Annotated in this window: 13 protein-coding genes; 4 read left to right on the forward strand and 9 right to left on the reverse strand. The window is 42.3% G+C overall.

Annotated features, from left to right (window positions below; translation table 11 throughout):
* Positions 1 to 76: 76 nt before the first annotated feature.
* From B3B27_RS02185 to tal, 4 genes are all read left to right on the forward strand, one after another.
* Positions 77 to 1,660, forward strand: coding sequence for an ADP-ribosylglycohydrolase family protein (locus B3B27_RS02185; protein ID WP_286832785.1), 1,584 nt, complete (start codon positions 77 to 79; stop codon positions 1,658 to 1,660).
* Positions 1,661 to 1,770: 110 nt separating this feature from the next.
* The gene (gene rbsK / locus B3B27_RS02190; protein ID WP_238867304.1) at positions 1,771 to 2,706 is read left to right on the forward strand and encodes a ribokinase; all 936 of its coding nucleotides are present in this window, start codon (positions 1,771 to 1,773) and stop codon (positions 2,704 to 2,706) included.
* Between the two features lies 1 nt (position 2,707).
* On the forward strand, positions 2,708 to 3,718 hold the full coding sequence (locus tag B3B27_RS02195; protein WP_238867302.1) for a GRP family sugar transporter: 1,011 nt from the start codon (positions 2,708 to 2,710) through the stop codon (positions 3,716 to 3,718).
* Between the two features lie 150 nt (positions 3,719 to 3,868).
* Entirely contained in the window at positions 3,869 to 4,825 is a 957-nt protein-coding gene (gene tal / locus B3B27_RS02200; RefSeq protein WP_238867300.1) for a transaldolase, read from the forward strand.
* Positions 4,826 to 4,852: 27 nt separating this feature from the next.
* On the opposite strand, the gene pdxA is transcribed toward tal, so the two are convergent.
* From pdxA to B3B27_RS02245, 9 genes are all read right to left on the reverse strand, one after another.
* Positions 4,853 to 5,959, reverse strand: a complete 1,107-nt coding sequence (pdxA, locus tag B3B27_RS02205; protein ID WP_238867298.1) for a 4-hydroxythreonine-4-phosphate dehydrogenase PdxA — start codon at positions 5,957 to 5,959, stop codon at positions 4,853 to 4,855.
* Positions 5,960 to 5,982: 23 nt separating this feature from the next.
* A complete protein-coding gene (locus B3B27_RS02210) occupies positions 5,983 to 6,975 on the reverse strand; it encodes a DUF4837 family protein (RefSeq protein WP_238867297.1) in 993 nt (330 codons plus the stop codon).
* Positions 6,976 to 7,057: 82 nt separating this feature from the next.
* Complete coding sequence (gene rlmN, locus B3B27_RS02215) at positions 7,058 to 8,086, reverse strand: 23S rRNA (adenine(2503)-C(2))-methyltransferase RlmN (RefSeq protein WP_238867295.1); 1,029 nt, start codon at positions 8,084 to 8,086, stop codon at positions 7,058 to 7,060.
* A 240-nt stretch (positions 8,087 to 8,326) separates the two neighbouring features.
* Entirely contained in the window at positions 8,327 to 9,043 is a 717-nt protein-coding gene (locus tag B3B27_RS02220) for a head GIN domain-containing protein (protein WP_238867293.1), read from the reverse strand.
* Positions 9,044 to 9,200: 157 nt separating this feature from the next.
* Positions 9,201 to 10,511: a TolC family protein gene (locus tag B3B27_RS02225; RefSeq protein WP_286832781.1), complete on the reverse strand. Its 1,311-nt coding sequence runs from the start codon at positions 10,509 to 10,511 to the stop codon at positions 9,201 to 9,203.
* A gap of 1 nt (position 10,512) precedes the next feature.
* Entirely contained in the window at positions 10,513 to 11,619 is a 1,107-nt protein-coding gene (locus B3B27_RS02230; RefSeq protein ID WP_238867291.1) for an efflux RND transporter periplasmic adaptor subunit, read from the reverse strand.
* An 85-nt stretch (positions 11,620 to 11,704) separates the two neighbouring features.
* Positions 11,705 to 12,952 carry an ABC transporter permease gene (locus B3B27_RS02235; RefSeq protein ID WP_238867290.1) on the reverse strand — a complete coding sequence of 416 codons (1,248 nt, stop codon included), beginning with the start codon at positions 12,950 to 12,952 and terminating at the stop codon, positions 11,705 to 11,707.
* 50 nt (positions 12,953 to 13,002) lie between these two features.
* Positions 13,003 to 14,265 (reverse strand): ABC transporter permease, encoded by a 1,263-nt coding sequence (locus B3B27_RS02240; protein ID WP_238867289.1) that lies wholly within the window; start codon positions 14,263 to 14,265, stop codon positions 13,003 to 13,005.
* The gene (locus tag B3B27_RS02245; protein WP_238867288.1) at positions 14,262 to 14,984 is read right to left on the reverse strand and encodes an ABC transporter ATP-binding protein; all 723 of its coding nucleotides are present in this window, start codon (positions 14,982 to 14,984) and stop codon (positions 14,262 to 14,264) included. Before B3B27_RS02245 ends, B3B27_RS02240 begins: the two co-directional genes overlap by 4 nt.
* Between the last annotated feature and the right edge of the window lie 77 nt (positions 14,985 to 15,061).

The raw sequence follows: 15,061 nt of genomic DNA on the forward strand, positions 1-15,061 counted from the left end.
ATGAAATAGCCGAAGAGATATTACAGTGAAGATAAAATATATTCGATTATTTATCAGTAAACTAAATAATATTATTATGCAACAATTTTACAAGCTAGTCATAGCCGGTTTCACAGGAGTAGTAGCCTTTGTTTTATTCTGCATGTCAGCTGGCTGTGATTCGAAGAAAAACGATAATCTTAAGTTGAATGAATCGGCAATTAGCAAGGCTGATTTGTTTGACAAAATAAAAGGAGGATGGGCAGGACAAGTAATAGGATGTACGTACGGAGGGCCTACCGAATTTATATGGAATGGTACTATGATAGACGACCATGTGCCAATCCCATGGGATGATATGCGTATGTTGTGGTATTTTGAAAATTTTCCTGGTTTATATGACGATATATACATGGACTTGACTTTTGTTGATGTTTTCCAAAAACATGGTTTAGATGCACCTGACTCACTGCATGCAATTGCATTTGCAAATGCTGAATATCCGCTATGGCATGCCAATCAGGCGGCACGTTATAATATCCTTAACGGCATAATGCCTCCAGCTTCGGGTTATTGGAAAAATAATCCACATGCAGATGATATCGACTTTCAGATTGAAGCCGACTTTGCAGGATTAATGTCGCCGGGAATGATTAATTCAGCTGTTGAAATATGTAACAAAATCGGGCGGATTATGAATTATGGAGATGGATTGTTTGGAGGAATGTTTGTAGCATCAATGTATTCTTTGGCTTTTGTATATAATGATATTGAGTTTATTGTTGAAGAAGCTTTGAAGGTTATCCCCGAAGAGAGCGACTTCTTTCACTGTATCTCCGATGTTATTCAATGGTACAAACAAAAGCCGGACGATTGGAAGTATGCCTGGTTTGAAGCGCAGAAAAAATGGACCCATGATAAAGGTTGTCCCGACGGAGTATTTGCGCCTCTTAATATTGATGCAAAAATCAACGCTGCATATATTGTAATCGGATTACTTTACGGGAAAGGTAATTATGGTGCAACAATAGATATCAGCACAAGGTGCGGCTACGACTCGGATTGTAATCCTGCGAATGCCGCCGGAATACTGGGGACTATGATAGGGTACAGCAATATACCTGATTATTGGAAACAAGGCCTTGAGAAGGTTGAAAAAATTAATTTCCAGTATACTGAAATGTCTCTAAAAAAAGTATATGATATAGGTTTTCAGCATGCCGTTGATATGATCAGGAGAAATGGAGGAAGGGAGAATGACGATTCACTGGTTATTAAATACCAGGTTCCACAGACAGTTCCAATGGAAGCTAGTTTTGAAGGATTATTCCCATCAGAGCGCAGAAGTGTGAACAAAAGAATAAGTGAAAAAGAAAAAGAGGCTACTGTTAGTTTCAACGGTTCCGGGTTTGTTTTAACCGGATATGCTTTTGCAGAAAACGGACATGGTGATGAAGTTTTGGAGGTTGATCTTTATATCGATGATAACCTAATTGAGACTATAAAGATGCCAACACAAACACTGTTGAAGCGTACTGAGGTAGCGTGGAATTATAATCTTCTGGAAGGAGATCATAATATTACTTTAAAAAGCCGGAATATACCTGGCAATTATCACATAGATGTTTTAAACCTTATTATATATTCTTGTAAAGAACCACAGGTAAAAGTGTATTATTAGGCTGTCTATGATATCGCAAATAATTATGAAACGATCATGAAAATCAGTTGCGTTCAAGTAAATGATTATTGCGAGTTTCATGCACCATAAATGAAAAATAAAATAATGGTATGAAGAAAATAATGATTATAGGGAGTGCTAATATTGATTACATATTGAAGATGAATGAGTTCCCTGTACCGGGAGAGACTGTTGAAGCTTCAGCGTTCATGCAGGCAATGGGGGGCAAGGGTGCGAATCAGGCTTTAGCAGCACATAAACTGGGCGGGGATGTAATATTTGTAACATCGCTGGGATCCGATTCAGCAGGAAAAAATTTATTGAAATATTATAAGGAGCAAAGCTTAAAAGTAGTTCCAATGATTGCCGAAGGTACACCAACAGGTAGTGCAATGATCTGGGTAAACAAAAATGGGGAAAACTGTATTGTAATTAATCCCGGGGCAAATAGGATGTTTACATCTGAACTGGTTTTCAAGCCAGATATTGAGACTGCTATCAGAAAGGTAGATATAGTATTATTGCAAATGGAAATTCCATATGAAACTGTTAAAACTATATGTGAAGTTGCATTTAAACATGGGAAAAAAATTATACTGAATGTTGCTCCTGCAAGGTCGCTAGATCGAAATATTATTGATAAAATAGATATTCTGGTAGTAAATGAAGTTGAGGCAGAAACTATATCGGGTATAAAGGTTGATGGAGAAAATATTGAAATCGTTCTGGATAAATTGTTGAATATGGGTGTAAAAAATGTGATCATGACTCTGGGAGACAGAGGGTCCATTTTAAAAAATGGCAATGTTTATAAGCATATACCGGCATATAGAGTTAATACTGTTGATACTACTGCAGCAGGTGATACATTTTGTGGTGCATTTGCTGCTGAGTTAGCAAGAGAAAACAATTGGGAAGATGCTCTTACATTTGCGACTGCCGCTTCAGCTATTTGTGTCACAAGAATGGGTGCACAACCCTCAATTCCGACCGAATCAGAAGTGCGTAATTTTTTAAATAACAACAAATTATATAAAAATAACTAATATGTTTATCGTAAACAGCTATTTATTGGCAGTTGTCCTTTGCTTTGTGACAATGCTTTGTTGGGGTTCCTGGGGGAACACACAAAAACTGGCGGCAAAAACCTGGAGGTACGAGCTTTTTTACTGGGATTACGTGATAGGGATTTTGTTGTTTTCAATTATTCTGGGATTCACATTAGGAAGCATCGGGGAGCAGGGGAGAGGATTTACTGATGATCTGATGCAAGTTAATTCAAGAAACTTCTGGAGCGCATTTACAGGAGGAATAATCTTTAATGCATCAAATATTTTACTCTCTTCTGCAATCTCATATGCTGGTATGTCAGTAGCTTTCCCCATAGGGGTTGGCCTGGCGTTGACACTGGGTGTGTTTATAAATTATTTCAGTACTCCAAAGGGTGATCCTGTAATTCTCTTTGCCGGAGTTGCATTTATCATTGCTGCTATTATTTTTAATGGAATTGCTTCGGGTAAGATGATAAAGGGAGAAAGTGAGAACAGTACAAAGAAAAAAGGAATAATAATTGCAATTTTCGCAGGTATACTGATGTCTTTCTTCTATAGGTTTGTGGCATCTGCAATGGATCTGGAAAACATGGCATCCCCTGCTACTGGTATGTTGACTCCATATGCGGCATTTTTTATCTTTGCACTCGGAATATTTGCAAGTAATTTTATTTTTAATACCTGGATCATGAAGAAACCCTTTATAGGTGAACCTTTGTCGTATAAGCAATATTTTGCAGGGAATCCAGAAACTCATTTTGTGGGTATCCTGGGTGGCCTTATCTGGGGTATAGGTACGGCATCCAGCTATATAGCCGCGGGCACAGCAGGTGCTGCTATTTCATATGCATTGGGGCAAACTGCTCCAATGGTGGCCGCACTCTGGGGGTTATTAATCTGGAAAGAATTCAGAGGTGCCCCGAAAAAAGTTAATCAATTGTTGACATTGATGTTCTTGTTTTTTGTTACAGGTTTAATATTTATAATTTATTCAGGAGGTAATTAATCCTCTATTTCACTACCGGAAACCGTTTTCGGTAGTGAAATATATTGTGATTTATTTATTAATGCTAAACCCGAGCCTCTTTTTTGTTTTTTTGCAATTGTTTCCTATCTTTGGTGAAAATCGTTTGAAAAAATCTAAACCCGGAAAATTATGAACTTACTTGAACAACTGAAAACATTCACCAAAGTGGTTGCCGATACTGGAGATTTTGCTTCTATTGAAGCTTACACACCTATAGATGCAACCACCAACCCATCGTTAATCTATGCGGCTTCGCAAGATGAAAAATACAAAAACCTGATTGAAAATGCTATTGGTTTTGCCAAACAGTCATCGTCTGAGAAAACCACTCAGCTACAGAAGGCGATGGACAAGCTGGCCGTAAATTTCGGACTGGAGATTTTGAAAATAGTTCCGGGGCGTGTATCTACCGAAGTGGATGCCCGCCTTTCGTTCGACACCGCCGCTACTGTCAAAAAAGCACGGGAACTTATTGCTCTTTATGAAGAGGCCGGTATTTCGCGCGAAAGGATATTAATAAAGGTAGCCTCTACATGGGAAGGGATTAAAGCAGCCGAAATACTTGAAAGGGAAAGTATTCACTGTAACCTCACACTTCTTTTCTCTCAAGCACAGGCTATAGCTTGTGCCGAAGCGGGGGTGCGGCTGATTTCACCGTTTGTGGGGAGGATTCTCGATTGGCATTTAAAGAACCGTGGCGTATCAGTAATACCCGCACAGGAAGACCCGGGTGTCCTTTCGGTGACCGGTATATTTAACTATTACAAGAAGTTTGGCTATCCAACTCAGGTCATGGGTGCCAGTTTCAGGAATATTGGAGAGATATGCGAACTGGCAGGATGCGATCTTCTCACCATCTCTCCCAAGCTTTTGAATGAGCTGGAACAGACTGAGGGTATATTAACAAAAAAACTTGACTCCAAAGCGGCCTGTGAAATGAACATGGAAAAAATATCACTTGATGAAAAAACTTTCCGCTGGATGATGAATGAAGATGCTATGGCTACCGAAAAACTGGCCGAAGGCATTCGTAATTTCACCAAAGATCTGCTGAAGCTGGAGAATCAGATTGCAGCTAAGCTGTAATAAGAATTTGAGCTACATATCACTGAACTAAAGCTGCTCCTCAGCTTCTTCTTTTGTCAGGTCAAGTTTTTCATCGTCCTTTCCTCTGTCGAAAAACATTTTGCGGAGCGGGTTTTTGCGCGCTTCATCATAGGCTTTTCTGTTTCTGAAGATGTCAATACCCATAAATATAGCCTGCCTGAACGACTCATCCGAAGCCAGGTTCTTTCCTGCAATATCGTAAGCCGTACCGTGGTCGGGAGAGGTCCTTACAATGGGTAATCCTGCTGTGAAATTAACTCCTGAATCCATAGACAGCGTTTTGAAAGGAATCAGACCCTGGTCATGATACATTGCTAGTATGGCATCAAAATCTTTAAAATGGCCGGTTCCAAAAAAACCGTCTGAGGCAAATGGCCCCGCACATAGTATTTTGTTGTCTTGCGCTTCTTTCACAACTGGTGAAATGATCTCTGACTCTTCCTTTCCCAGTAATCCGTTTTCACCGGCATGAGGATTCAGCCCCAGTACGGCGATACGTGGATTCTCTATTCTGAAATCCCGTTTCAAAGAGAGATCAAGGGTTTTCAGCTTCTCCATTATCAGCTCTTTTGAGAGTTTTGACGAAACCTCTGAAAGAGGTATATGGGTGGTTACCAGTGCCACACGCAAATTTTCTGTTGCCATGATCATCAGGGCTTTCTCTCCATTTCCTGAAAACCTCTCCTGCAGAAACTCCGTATGGCCGGGAAAATGGAAACGTTCGTTTTGGATTGTATCTTTATTGATGGGCAGAGTAATCAGCAGGTCTATTTTATTTGCTGCAAGATCACGGACAGCATGGTCTAATGCCATGTATGCTGATTCTCCGGCTTCTATGCTTGCTTTGCCCAATTCAATCTTTATCTCCTCCTTTACACAGTTAACAAGATTGATTTTTCCCTCCTGAGATTCCTCGACTCTGGAAATTATATGAAAATTCACGGAGTTGCTGTTCAGGGCCTTACGATGGTACGAGGCCGATTTAGATGACCCGTATATCACGGGATGGAACAACTCAAGCATCCTCGCATCAGAAAAAGCTTTTAACAGGATTTCATATCCAATACCATTGACATCACCATGTGTGATACCTATTTTTATTAATTCTGACATCTTTATTTTTGACTGACTTATTGTTATGATCTTTTTTTTACTTCGGGTATGCTGATGGTGTAAAGTGTGGATTCCAGATTGCGCATAAGGTTGCGCTTTGTTGTTTCGGGTGCGTAGATGAATGTTTCCACAACCACTACCATGCCGCTGTTTTCATTTACAAATGCCTGCATCACGAAGGGGCCGCCCATCATATCGGTAGTCATCTCCCACAATCCGCGCAGTTCGGCACGAAATATACTTTCCACTTCAATACGCCGGTAGTCGGGCATATACGAATGTATGGCAGTAGTCATCTCTGAATCGAAAGAACCTTTGATATACTCCCCCAGCACGCGATTGCGGATATTTATAAGAGAATCTTTTTCGAAGACGGCTTCCGTGGTATAAGGAAACTGGTAGATAACAATGTCCTGGCGTGACCGGGGCGCATTGTTGGTGGCCCAGTAGAAGTTTTTGTGCTCAGTTACATTCGATAAGCCTTTTGGAAAATGGATGTTTACTCCAAAAACCTGATTTATACGTGTTACCGGATCCGTCAGGTTTTTAAGATATTTGCCATTTCGCTCGAGCTCTTTTGTGACAAAGTAATCTACAATGCTTTCTTTGTTTTCGGTTACAAACTTCACAAAAGTGGCGGTGTCGGGAGCATGAATATTCATTATTACCTGTCCCACGGCATATTTGTCGATATCGGCTGTAAGTTTCGGATAGCTGTAAATGTTCGATATTTCTGGAATAATTATATTGCGTGCCATTTTAAAGGTACTACTGAAATTTTCCGGGACAATTTGCAGTATTCTGAAATTCGGTTCCGGTTGTGGTAGTGCTTTTGCATTCGAGTTGAGTACATTGAACAATGCTATTCCGGCTGTACTTTTCCAGGCAGTGTCATCGATCAGTACCATTACTTCATTAGTTGTTCCTGAAGCGGAGAAAAATCCTCCGCCGCCGTCGCACGATGTGAAAAAGAGGATGGCGGCCACGAAAGGTAGAAAAATTCTAAAATGTTTCATAAGGTGATTATTTGCCTATTATTTAACAAATATACAACTATTTGTGAGGAAATGAAATCCATCGCTTTTAATTTATGAAAAATTAGTGTTGTTCCAGTTTTGCAGTTGATAACATGCCGCAGGCTGCAAAGATATCTTCTCCTCTGGATGCACGTATGGTGCTGATGAATCCTTTAGCAGAGAGAAAGTCTCGAAACCTAATCATATTCTCTTCTGTTGAGGGCCTGAGGCTACTCATCGGGATTACATGAAACCTGATCAGGTTAATGCGGCAGTCCAGGCCTGCCAGCAGTTTGGTTAGTTCCCGTGCGTAAAGCAACGAGTCGTTCACCCCGTCAAACATGATATATTCAAAAGATAACCGTCTTTGGTGACTCCAGTCATATTTATGCAGCATTTCAATCACCGAGGTAATGGGTGCCGATTTCTCGATCGGCATAATGGTCTGTCGTTGTTCCGGAATAGGATTATGCAAACTGATGGCCAGATGGCATTTGCTTTCGTCGAGAAAACTTTTCAGGTTTGACGTTAGTCCGATGGTAGAGAGGGTGATTCGTTTTGGACTCCATGCAAGGCTGTATTCAGCCATCAGCAGTTCCGAAGCCTTATTTACCTGCTTATAGTTGTCCAGCGGCTCTCCCATACCCATAAAAACCAGGTTGGTGATCGTTTCAGAATCGGGTACCGAATATACCTGGTTAAGAATTTCCGTAGCAGTGAGGTTGTCATGGAATCCCTGTTTTCCTGTCATGCAAAAATCACAGTTCATCCGGCATCCTACTTGTGAGGAGACACAGATAGTCAGGCGGTCGGATTCAGGTATGGTGACAGTCTCGATAAACTTTCCGCTACCTGTCTTGAACAGCATTTTTCTTGTTCCATCGACAGATGTTTTCACATCGAGCGGTTCTGATCTTCCCGTGTCGAATTTCTCTGAGAGAATCTGCCTGTTCTTCAGAGAGATATTGGTCATCTCATTGATGTCCTTCACTCGCTTCAGATAGACCCAGTGGGCAATCTGTTTGGCGGTAAATTTGGGAAGGCCCAGTTCAGTAACTTTTTCCGTGATTTCGGCAAGTGTCATGCCGAGTAGATATTGTTTTTGATCCATTTGCTGCAATAGTTATTAAACTACAAAGATACGGAGGATTTAGCAAAATGAAGCATCGAATTGACAAAGAGTTAATTCGAAAACGGTATCTTTATTTTTACTTTTCAGGGGACTCTCCTGGCTTCGTGATATGGGTATGATAGAACAAGTGAACAAGTAGTGAAAACGGAGGCTTTCGCAAGCCCCCATTTTCGGAATTTTTGTAATTAGAAGTAGAGTATTTGTTTTAACCGGCAGGTTTTAATTTCCCGCCCTGATTTTTCCTATGCCGTCTTTGGAGAGGTCTGTTTCGCTTGGCTTTCCGTAGTAGGTTATGTTGCCAATGCCACCAGAACGTGCTTTGAGAAACTCCGATGCAAAACAACTTACATTCCCCACTCCCTGTGAATAAACGGTAGCCCTTCGGGATTTCAGCTCTCCAGCATCTATGTTGCCCACACCTTCAGACCTTATCTCCACACTGTCTGCTGTGCCAGCGATAGAGATGTTACCAACTCCTTCGGAAGAGATATGAACATGTCCTCCATCAAGCTCCCTGGCAGTAAAGTTACCTACCCCCTTAGAGTTGACAATTAGTCCGGGGGAAGAGAAGGATCCCTTAATATTGATGTTTCCTACTCCATCAAAGTCGATTTTTGTAAGGGTAGGGGTGGAGATGGAGATCAGCAGCTTGTCAGCTTTTTTATTAAACTGTTTCCAAAAACTCTTTTCCATCTCCAGAATGAGTTTGCCATCGTCCATTCTCACTTCAAGAATATTAAGCAGCTCTTCACTTCCTTCGGCGGTAACGCTTGTTTTATCGGATTGCATGATCATAATATTGGCGACCACCGACGATTTGATAGCCGTGAAACCGGTTACCTCGAATTGATCCGTTGCTTTGCGTTGTTGGGCACAAGAAGTGCTGCTGATTGTGCAAAGCAATAATATTAGTGTAAATGTAAGTGTTGTTCGCATATAGTTTATTTTTTATTTATTTGACTGAATAATGGTTACAACGGTTACAAAAAAATCTGTTTTTTTGTAAAGCCGAAATAACAGTCAGGCGAGAGCAGGTTCAGGAGAATCTGAAACTCTGAAACTCTGTCTGGAACCAGTTATTTATCAAAATGATTCAATCTTTCAACAACTCCAGGATTTTCAACCGGAAAGCATATTCATATTTGGCTTGCGCTTCTTCTCCCAGAACCTGAGTGAGATTGTTCTTGGCAAGGAAGAGCTCATATGAGTTAGCCCTGCCACTCTCATGTTTTTGTTCCGCAAAACGGTATGCTTCGCGGCTGGCTATGACCGATTTTTGAGCAGCGTTCCACCGGCTTCTTGCTCCTATTGCATTATAATAGGCCTGTTCAATCTTTTTTCGCAGTTCCAGTTTCGTTTTATCCATCTCCAGCCGTGTGTTGGCAATGATCAGTTCGGCATTATGAACACTGTTTCTGATCTGAAATCTGTTGAATATTGGAATACGAAGGTTGAAACCGAGCGAATTGCTTATATTATTACGCAATTGCGAACTGAAAGAGTCGTTATCTCTTCCGCTCATATTGTAATATCCTGTACCCATATTGGCTCCGAATGAAAGTGTGGGGTAATATTGAGCTTTTGCCATCAGCAGCTCTTTACGGCTACTTTCAAGCCGGTAGAGCATACTGCGAATTTCGGGACGGTTCATCAGTGCGCTCTCGTAGACTGCTTCTGAGGAAAGGAGTGCGGTTTCGTTAATCAGGTCCTCGGCTGATGGTGCCGTGATATCGAAATTATTGAACTCCTCCAGCTCCATGATTTGTGCCAGGTCAAGCAGAGCCAGCTTGAGATTACTTTCTGCCTGCACCCTGTTTAATTCCTCCTTAGCCTGTTGTGCCTCCAGTTCATACAGTTCACCCTGTGCCATTTTGCCGCTTCTAACCAGTTCGGAGCGTTGTGACAGTCCGGCTTTGGTAATACCAAGCTGGCTCTCGGCTATCTGTAATAACTCCCTGTTGAGTAATGCCTGTAAAAATGCCGTTGAAACACTCATGATAATATCATCGCGCATCTTTTCCAGATCGGCTTCCGATGCATGCATATCGGCTTTTCTTGCATCGATATTATGTTTCATGCGCAGTCCGTCAAAAAGGGTGATGTCCGCTCCGATACCGAAACTTGTCTGTGATGAGTTGGTATTTTGATAAACGTTGTCAAGTCCGATAGAGCGTCCGAACACAAAGTTTTGTCCGGCTGATGCATTCAGGTTTGGAAGCAGGTCGGTGCGTGCCTGGCTGTAGGCTATCTCCCTCTGTTGTTTGTTCAGCTCCTGCTGTTTTATATTGCGGTTGTTTTCCAGAGCAATATCTATACATTCTAACAGCGTAAATTGTTGCTGTGCGGTAACCGGGAACAACGATCCTGCTATCACTATAATGATAAGTATTGTTTTAATATTCATCTTATGATTTCTTTTCTTCTATAATTTCCGTTCCGCGAATTTTGTCACTCTCTTTCAATCCTTCAGTCACCTCAATATTGATACCGTCGGAGAGGCCGATTTTTACATGCCGTCTTTCAAACTCCTGCGGTTTTTCGTTTTTAACCATGTAAACAAATGCAGAATCTCCACTGAACTCTACTGAACTTTCCGGAATAGTCACCACTGCAGCTCGTTTATCGAGAATGATATCGGCATTGGCACTGTAACCGGCACGGATAAATACATCGGCAGGTAGTTCCATAGCAGCTTTCATCTCGAACAGAATAGCACCGCTTTCTTCAACACCTTTTGGCGATACATACTCCAAACTGGCAGGCACTTTCCTGTCCTGGATAGCTCCGATAGTGATTTCCATGGGCATTCCCACCGATAGTTTTCCCACTTCCGTTTCGTCAATCTTCCCCACAAAGAGCATGTCGCTAAGGTTTGCCACTGATGCCACCGTTGTGCCGTCGTTGAAGTTGTTGGACTGGATTACCGAGTTACCAACCTTGATAGGAATATCGAGGATAGTACCACTTACGGTGGAGCGCACCAAAGTGTTGCTGGTTTTTGCTGAACTCTTGGTAATTCCCGTTCTAACAAGGCTCAGATTGTCATTGGCCGCGCGCAACTCTTCCTGATCGTTTTTGTACTGTAACTCCACCTTATCGAACTCCTCTTTAGAGATCACTTCGTTCTCATATAGCTTCTTGTCTCTTTCATAATTGCTCCGGCTTTGATTGGCAGCTAGTTGCGCCCTCTCTACACGCGATTCGGCACTACTGAGATTTACCATATCGGGTACTACCTGAATCTTGGCAATAATATCACCGGCCTGCACAATATCACCGGCCTCCTTGTAAACTTCGGAAATGATGCCAGACATCTGTGGCTTTATAAGGATCTCGTTGCGTGGCTCAACCTTTCCCGTGGCTACGGTTCTTTTTTCTATATCTCCCTTTGCCGCTGTCTCAATTTTGTAGGTAACTGTTCTGGGGCGTGATTTCTGCCACAGAAATACGAAGGTGGATATTACCAAAAGCCCCAACAGAGCCAATCCTGCAATTCTTAATACTCGTTTCATGCCATTTATTTATTATTGATCATTTATTTCTCGTTTTATTGTCGTAATTTCCAGTCTCCAGCTTCAGTCCCAGTTCCCATTTTTTTTACTCTTCACTGATGGCCTCTACCGGTTTAATCATCATTGCCCGTTGTGCGGGTACATATCCTGCCATTGTACCTATCACTATCAGAATAAATAGGGAGATAACTGCCATACCGAACGATATTTGCGGATCTTTAAAGAACTGATCACCCTGGCTAAGCACTATACCCGTAGCTCTGAGCAATCCCACACCCACCACAATACCGAGTATTCCCGCCAAGACGGTTAGCACCACGCTTTCACTTAGAATTTGCCCGATAATGTTTCCGGGTGTTGCCCCCAATGCGCGCCTGATCCCGATCTCTTTAGTCCGTTCGCGTACTGTTACCAGCATGATGTTACTCACGCCGACAGCTCCGGCAAAGAGTGTTCCCAGTCCCACGATCCAGATCAAAGAGGCAATTCCTATTCCCAGGTAGTTGAACATTTTAAACTGCTCCTCTATATTCATGGTAAACAACGCATCCTTGTCGTCAGGTGCTATCTGGTGTTGTTGTTTCAGTATCTCCAGAATTTTGTTCTGAACCACTTTTACCGGTACTCCATCCTTGGCCGTAGCAGCCAGAAAGTGGATAATATTACCCTGGTTGAAAGCTTGCTGCATAGTAGAAAAGGGGAGAACCACCGTTTCGGCAGTGTTACCACCTATGCTTACACCCGATGAGCTTCTGGCAACCCCGATTACCTGAAAATAAATCCCATTCACCCTGATAAGCTTTCCCGTGGGGTCTTCGCCCTTCTGAAAGAGCACTTCATAAATTCGTTCACCAATAACACACACCTTTCTTTTTCCGGCAATATCAATGTCGTTCACATATCTGCCGTAAAGTATTTTGCTTTTCTCTATCAGATCGTATTCCGGATAACAACCTTTCACCAGGTAAGAGCCGTTTTTGTCACCTCTTACCACATTTCTGTCGTTTCCTCCGCTGAACAGCATTGGAGAGATGTACTGCAGCTCATCTACCCTTTGTCTGATAACGGGTAAATCGCTGTTGGTCATGTTCCATCTTCTTCCTTTACGGAAACCTTTGTAAGGGAGCGTCGTATTTTCTGCTGCAAAAAAGCAGGAGTTGGTTGCAAATCCTTCTATCTGAGACGAGATCCCTTTTTCAAGCGCGTTCCCGGCACCCACCATCAGCACCAGCATCAGCATACCCCAAAAAACACCAAATGCGGTGAGTACACTGCGCGATTTGTTGTGCGTAATGGTGATCCAAATCTCCTGCCATCTGTCTAAATCAAACATAACTGTATATTTTTAGCGTTCAGCGTTCACTCTTTTACATTTTCACATCCTCATTCCTGCCTCATTGCTTCTATAGGTTGTACACTCACCGCCTTACGTGCGGGCAGGTAGCCGGCGATTACCCCGGATATGATTAAAACTGCTGTCGCAAAAATGGCATACCCCAAGTCGACAGTCGGATTGCTGAATACCGACATTTGCGGTCCATCAGTAACAGGTTGCCCGTTTGCCGATTGTTCCATGAAGAAATTAATCACTTCTGTGAGCCCTATCCCCATAAATAATCCTATGTATCCGAAGATAGTGGTGATAAGTATAGACTCCAGAATAATGGTTTTAAGTATGGAAAGAGGTGTAGCACCTATAGCTTTACGGATACCTATTTCGCGTGTACGTTCTTTCACCGACACAAGCATGATATTGCTTACCCCCACTATTCCGGCAATAAGTGTAAGGATGCCGATGATGGTGACAAAGAAAGTAATTCCACCAAAAATCTTCATTGTTTCCACGTACTCCGATTGGGCGTTGTTGACCCATAATGCCTGCCTGTCTTCGGGATTAAAGTTAAGTTGCTTTCCCATTAATGCCCTAAGTGATTCATCAAAACTGTCGTTTGCAGCTTTAGTGTCGAGCCCGTCCACAGTGAAGGTGATTTGGTAAAACTTACGGTCAGGATTGAAGATTGCCTGTGACGCGGAGAAAGGGATGTAGGCATTTGAGCCTCCCCAGTCCTCTTTCTTGGAATTAATACCGATTACCTTGAACATAATCTGGCCTACCTTCACATAATTGCCTAATGGTGATTCATTCCTGAAAAGAAGATCAGCAATCTTTTTATCCAAAACAATCACCTTGTTAGCCTCTTTCATATCCAGCTGATTGATGAACCGTCCTTCCCCGGGTCGGATTATCAGTTTCTCAATATTTAAATAGTTAGGCATCACACCTCTCACCTCGTATGAGCCGTATTCGCTTCCGAAAGTAATTGTTTGTCTTGTGTTTATTCTTGCTGTGATAAGTCGGCTCTCCTCCACCTCGTTTTTGATCAGTTCTACCTCACTTTCCGAAAAACGCAGACGGCGTTCCGATTTCAATCCGTTGTAAGGCATTGAGGTTGTACCCGACCACAGGTTAATACGGTTTACGGCCCGTGAACTGAAGTTTAGCATTACACCGTTTTTCAGTCCGTTGCCTGCCCCCAGCAGCACAATGAGAATGAAGATACCCCATGATACGGACAGGCCCGTAAGAGTCGTTCGCATCTTGTTCTTCTTTAACGTGCTGATAATTTCCTGAAACTGGTCAATCATATTGTGTCTGTTCCTGCAGGTTGGAGTGATTCGTGCACCCCGTTGTTTTTACGTGTTTCATATTCAATCATCCCGTCTTTCAGATGGATGATGCGGTTAGTGGAGTTTGAAACCGAAGCTTCGTGCGTAACAATGATAGTAGTTATTCCCTGCCTGTTGAGGCCAGTCAGCACATCCATCACCTCTACGGTAGTTTTACTGTCTAAAGCGCCGGTGGGTTCATCCGCGAGAATTATTTTGGGATTGGATATCAGGGCTCGGGCTATTGCAACACGTTGTTTCTGTCCCCCCGATAGTTCGCTCGGCAGATGGTGCGCCCAATCTTTCAGCCCCATTCTGTCGAGATGCTCCATCGCAATGATATTGCGTTTTTTACGGCTTACTTTTTTATAATATAGAGGTAGAGCTACATTCTCGAGAGCATTTTTGAAGTTGATAAGGTTGAACGACTGGAAGACAAAACCAATCATCTCGTTGCGGTAATTTGCTGCTTGTCTCTCGGTTAGATTCTTTATCAATGTGCCGTTAAGTTGATAATCACCAGAATCGTATGCATCTAAAATTCCCAGTATGTTTAGAAGTGTGGATTTGCCCGATCCCGAAGCTCCCATTACGGAGACATATTCCCCCGCCTCTATATCGAGATCGATTCCCTTGAGTACGTGAAGTGATAGTGCTTCGGTATGATATGATTTGTGCAGTTGCCTGATATGGATCATCTTTATGCTGTTTTATTGTCTCTTATTAGACATATGTATGATTGAATTGGTTACAGAATTTATATCCTTTTATTTTT

It is taken from the genome of Proteiniphilum sp. UBA5463 (assembly GCF_002427225.1).
Lineage (GTDB): Bacteria > Bacteroidota > Bacteroidia > Bacteroidales > Dysgonomonadaceae > Proteiniphilum > Proteiniphilum propionicum.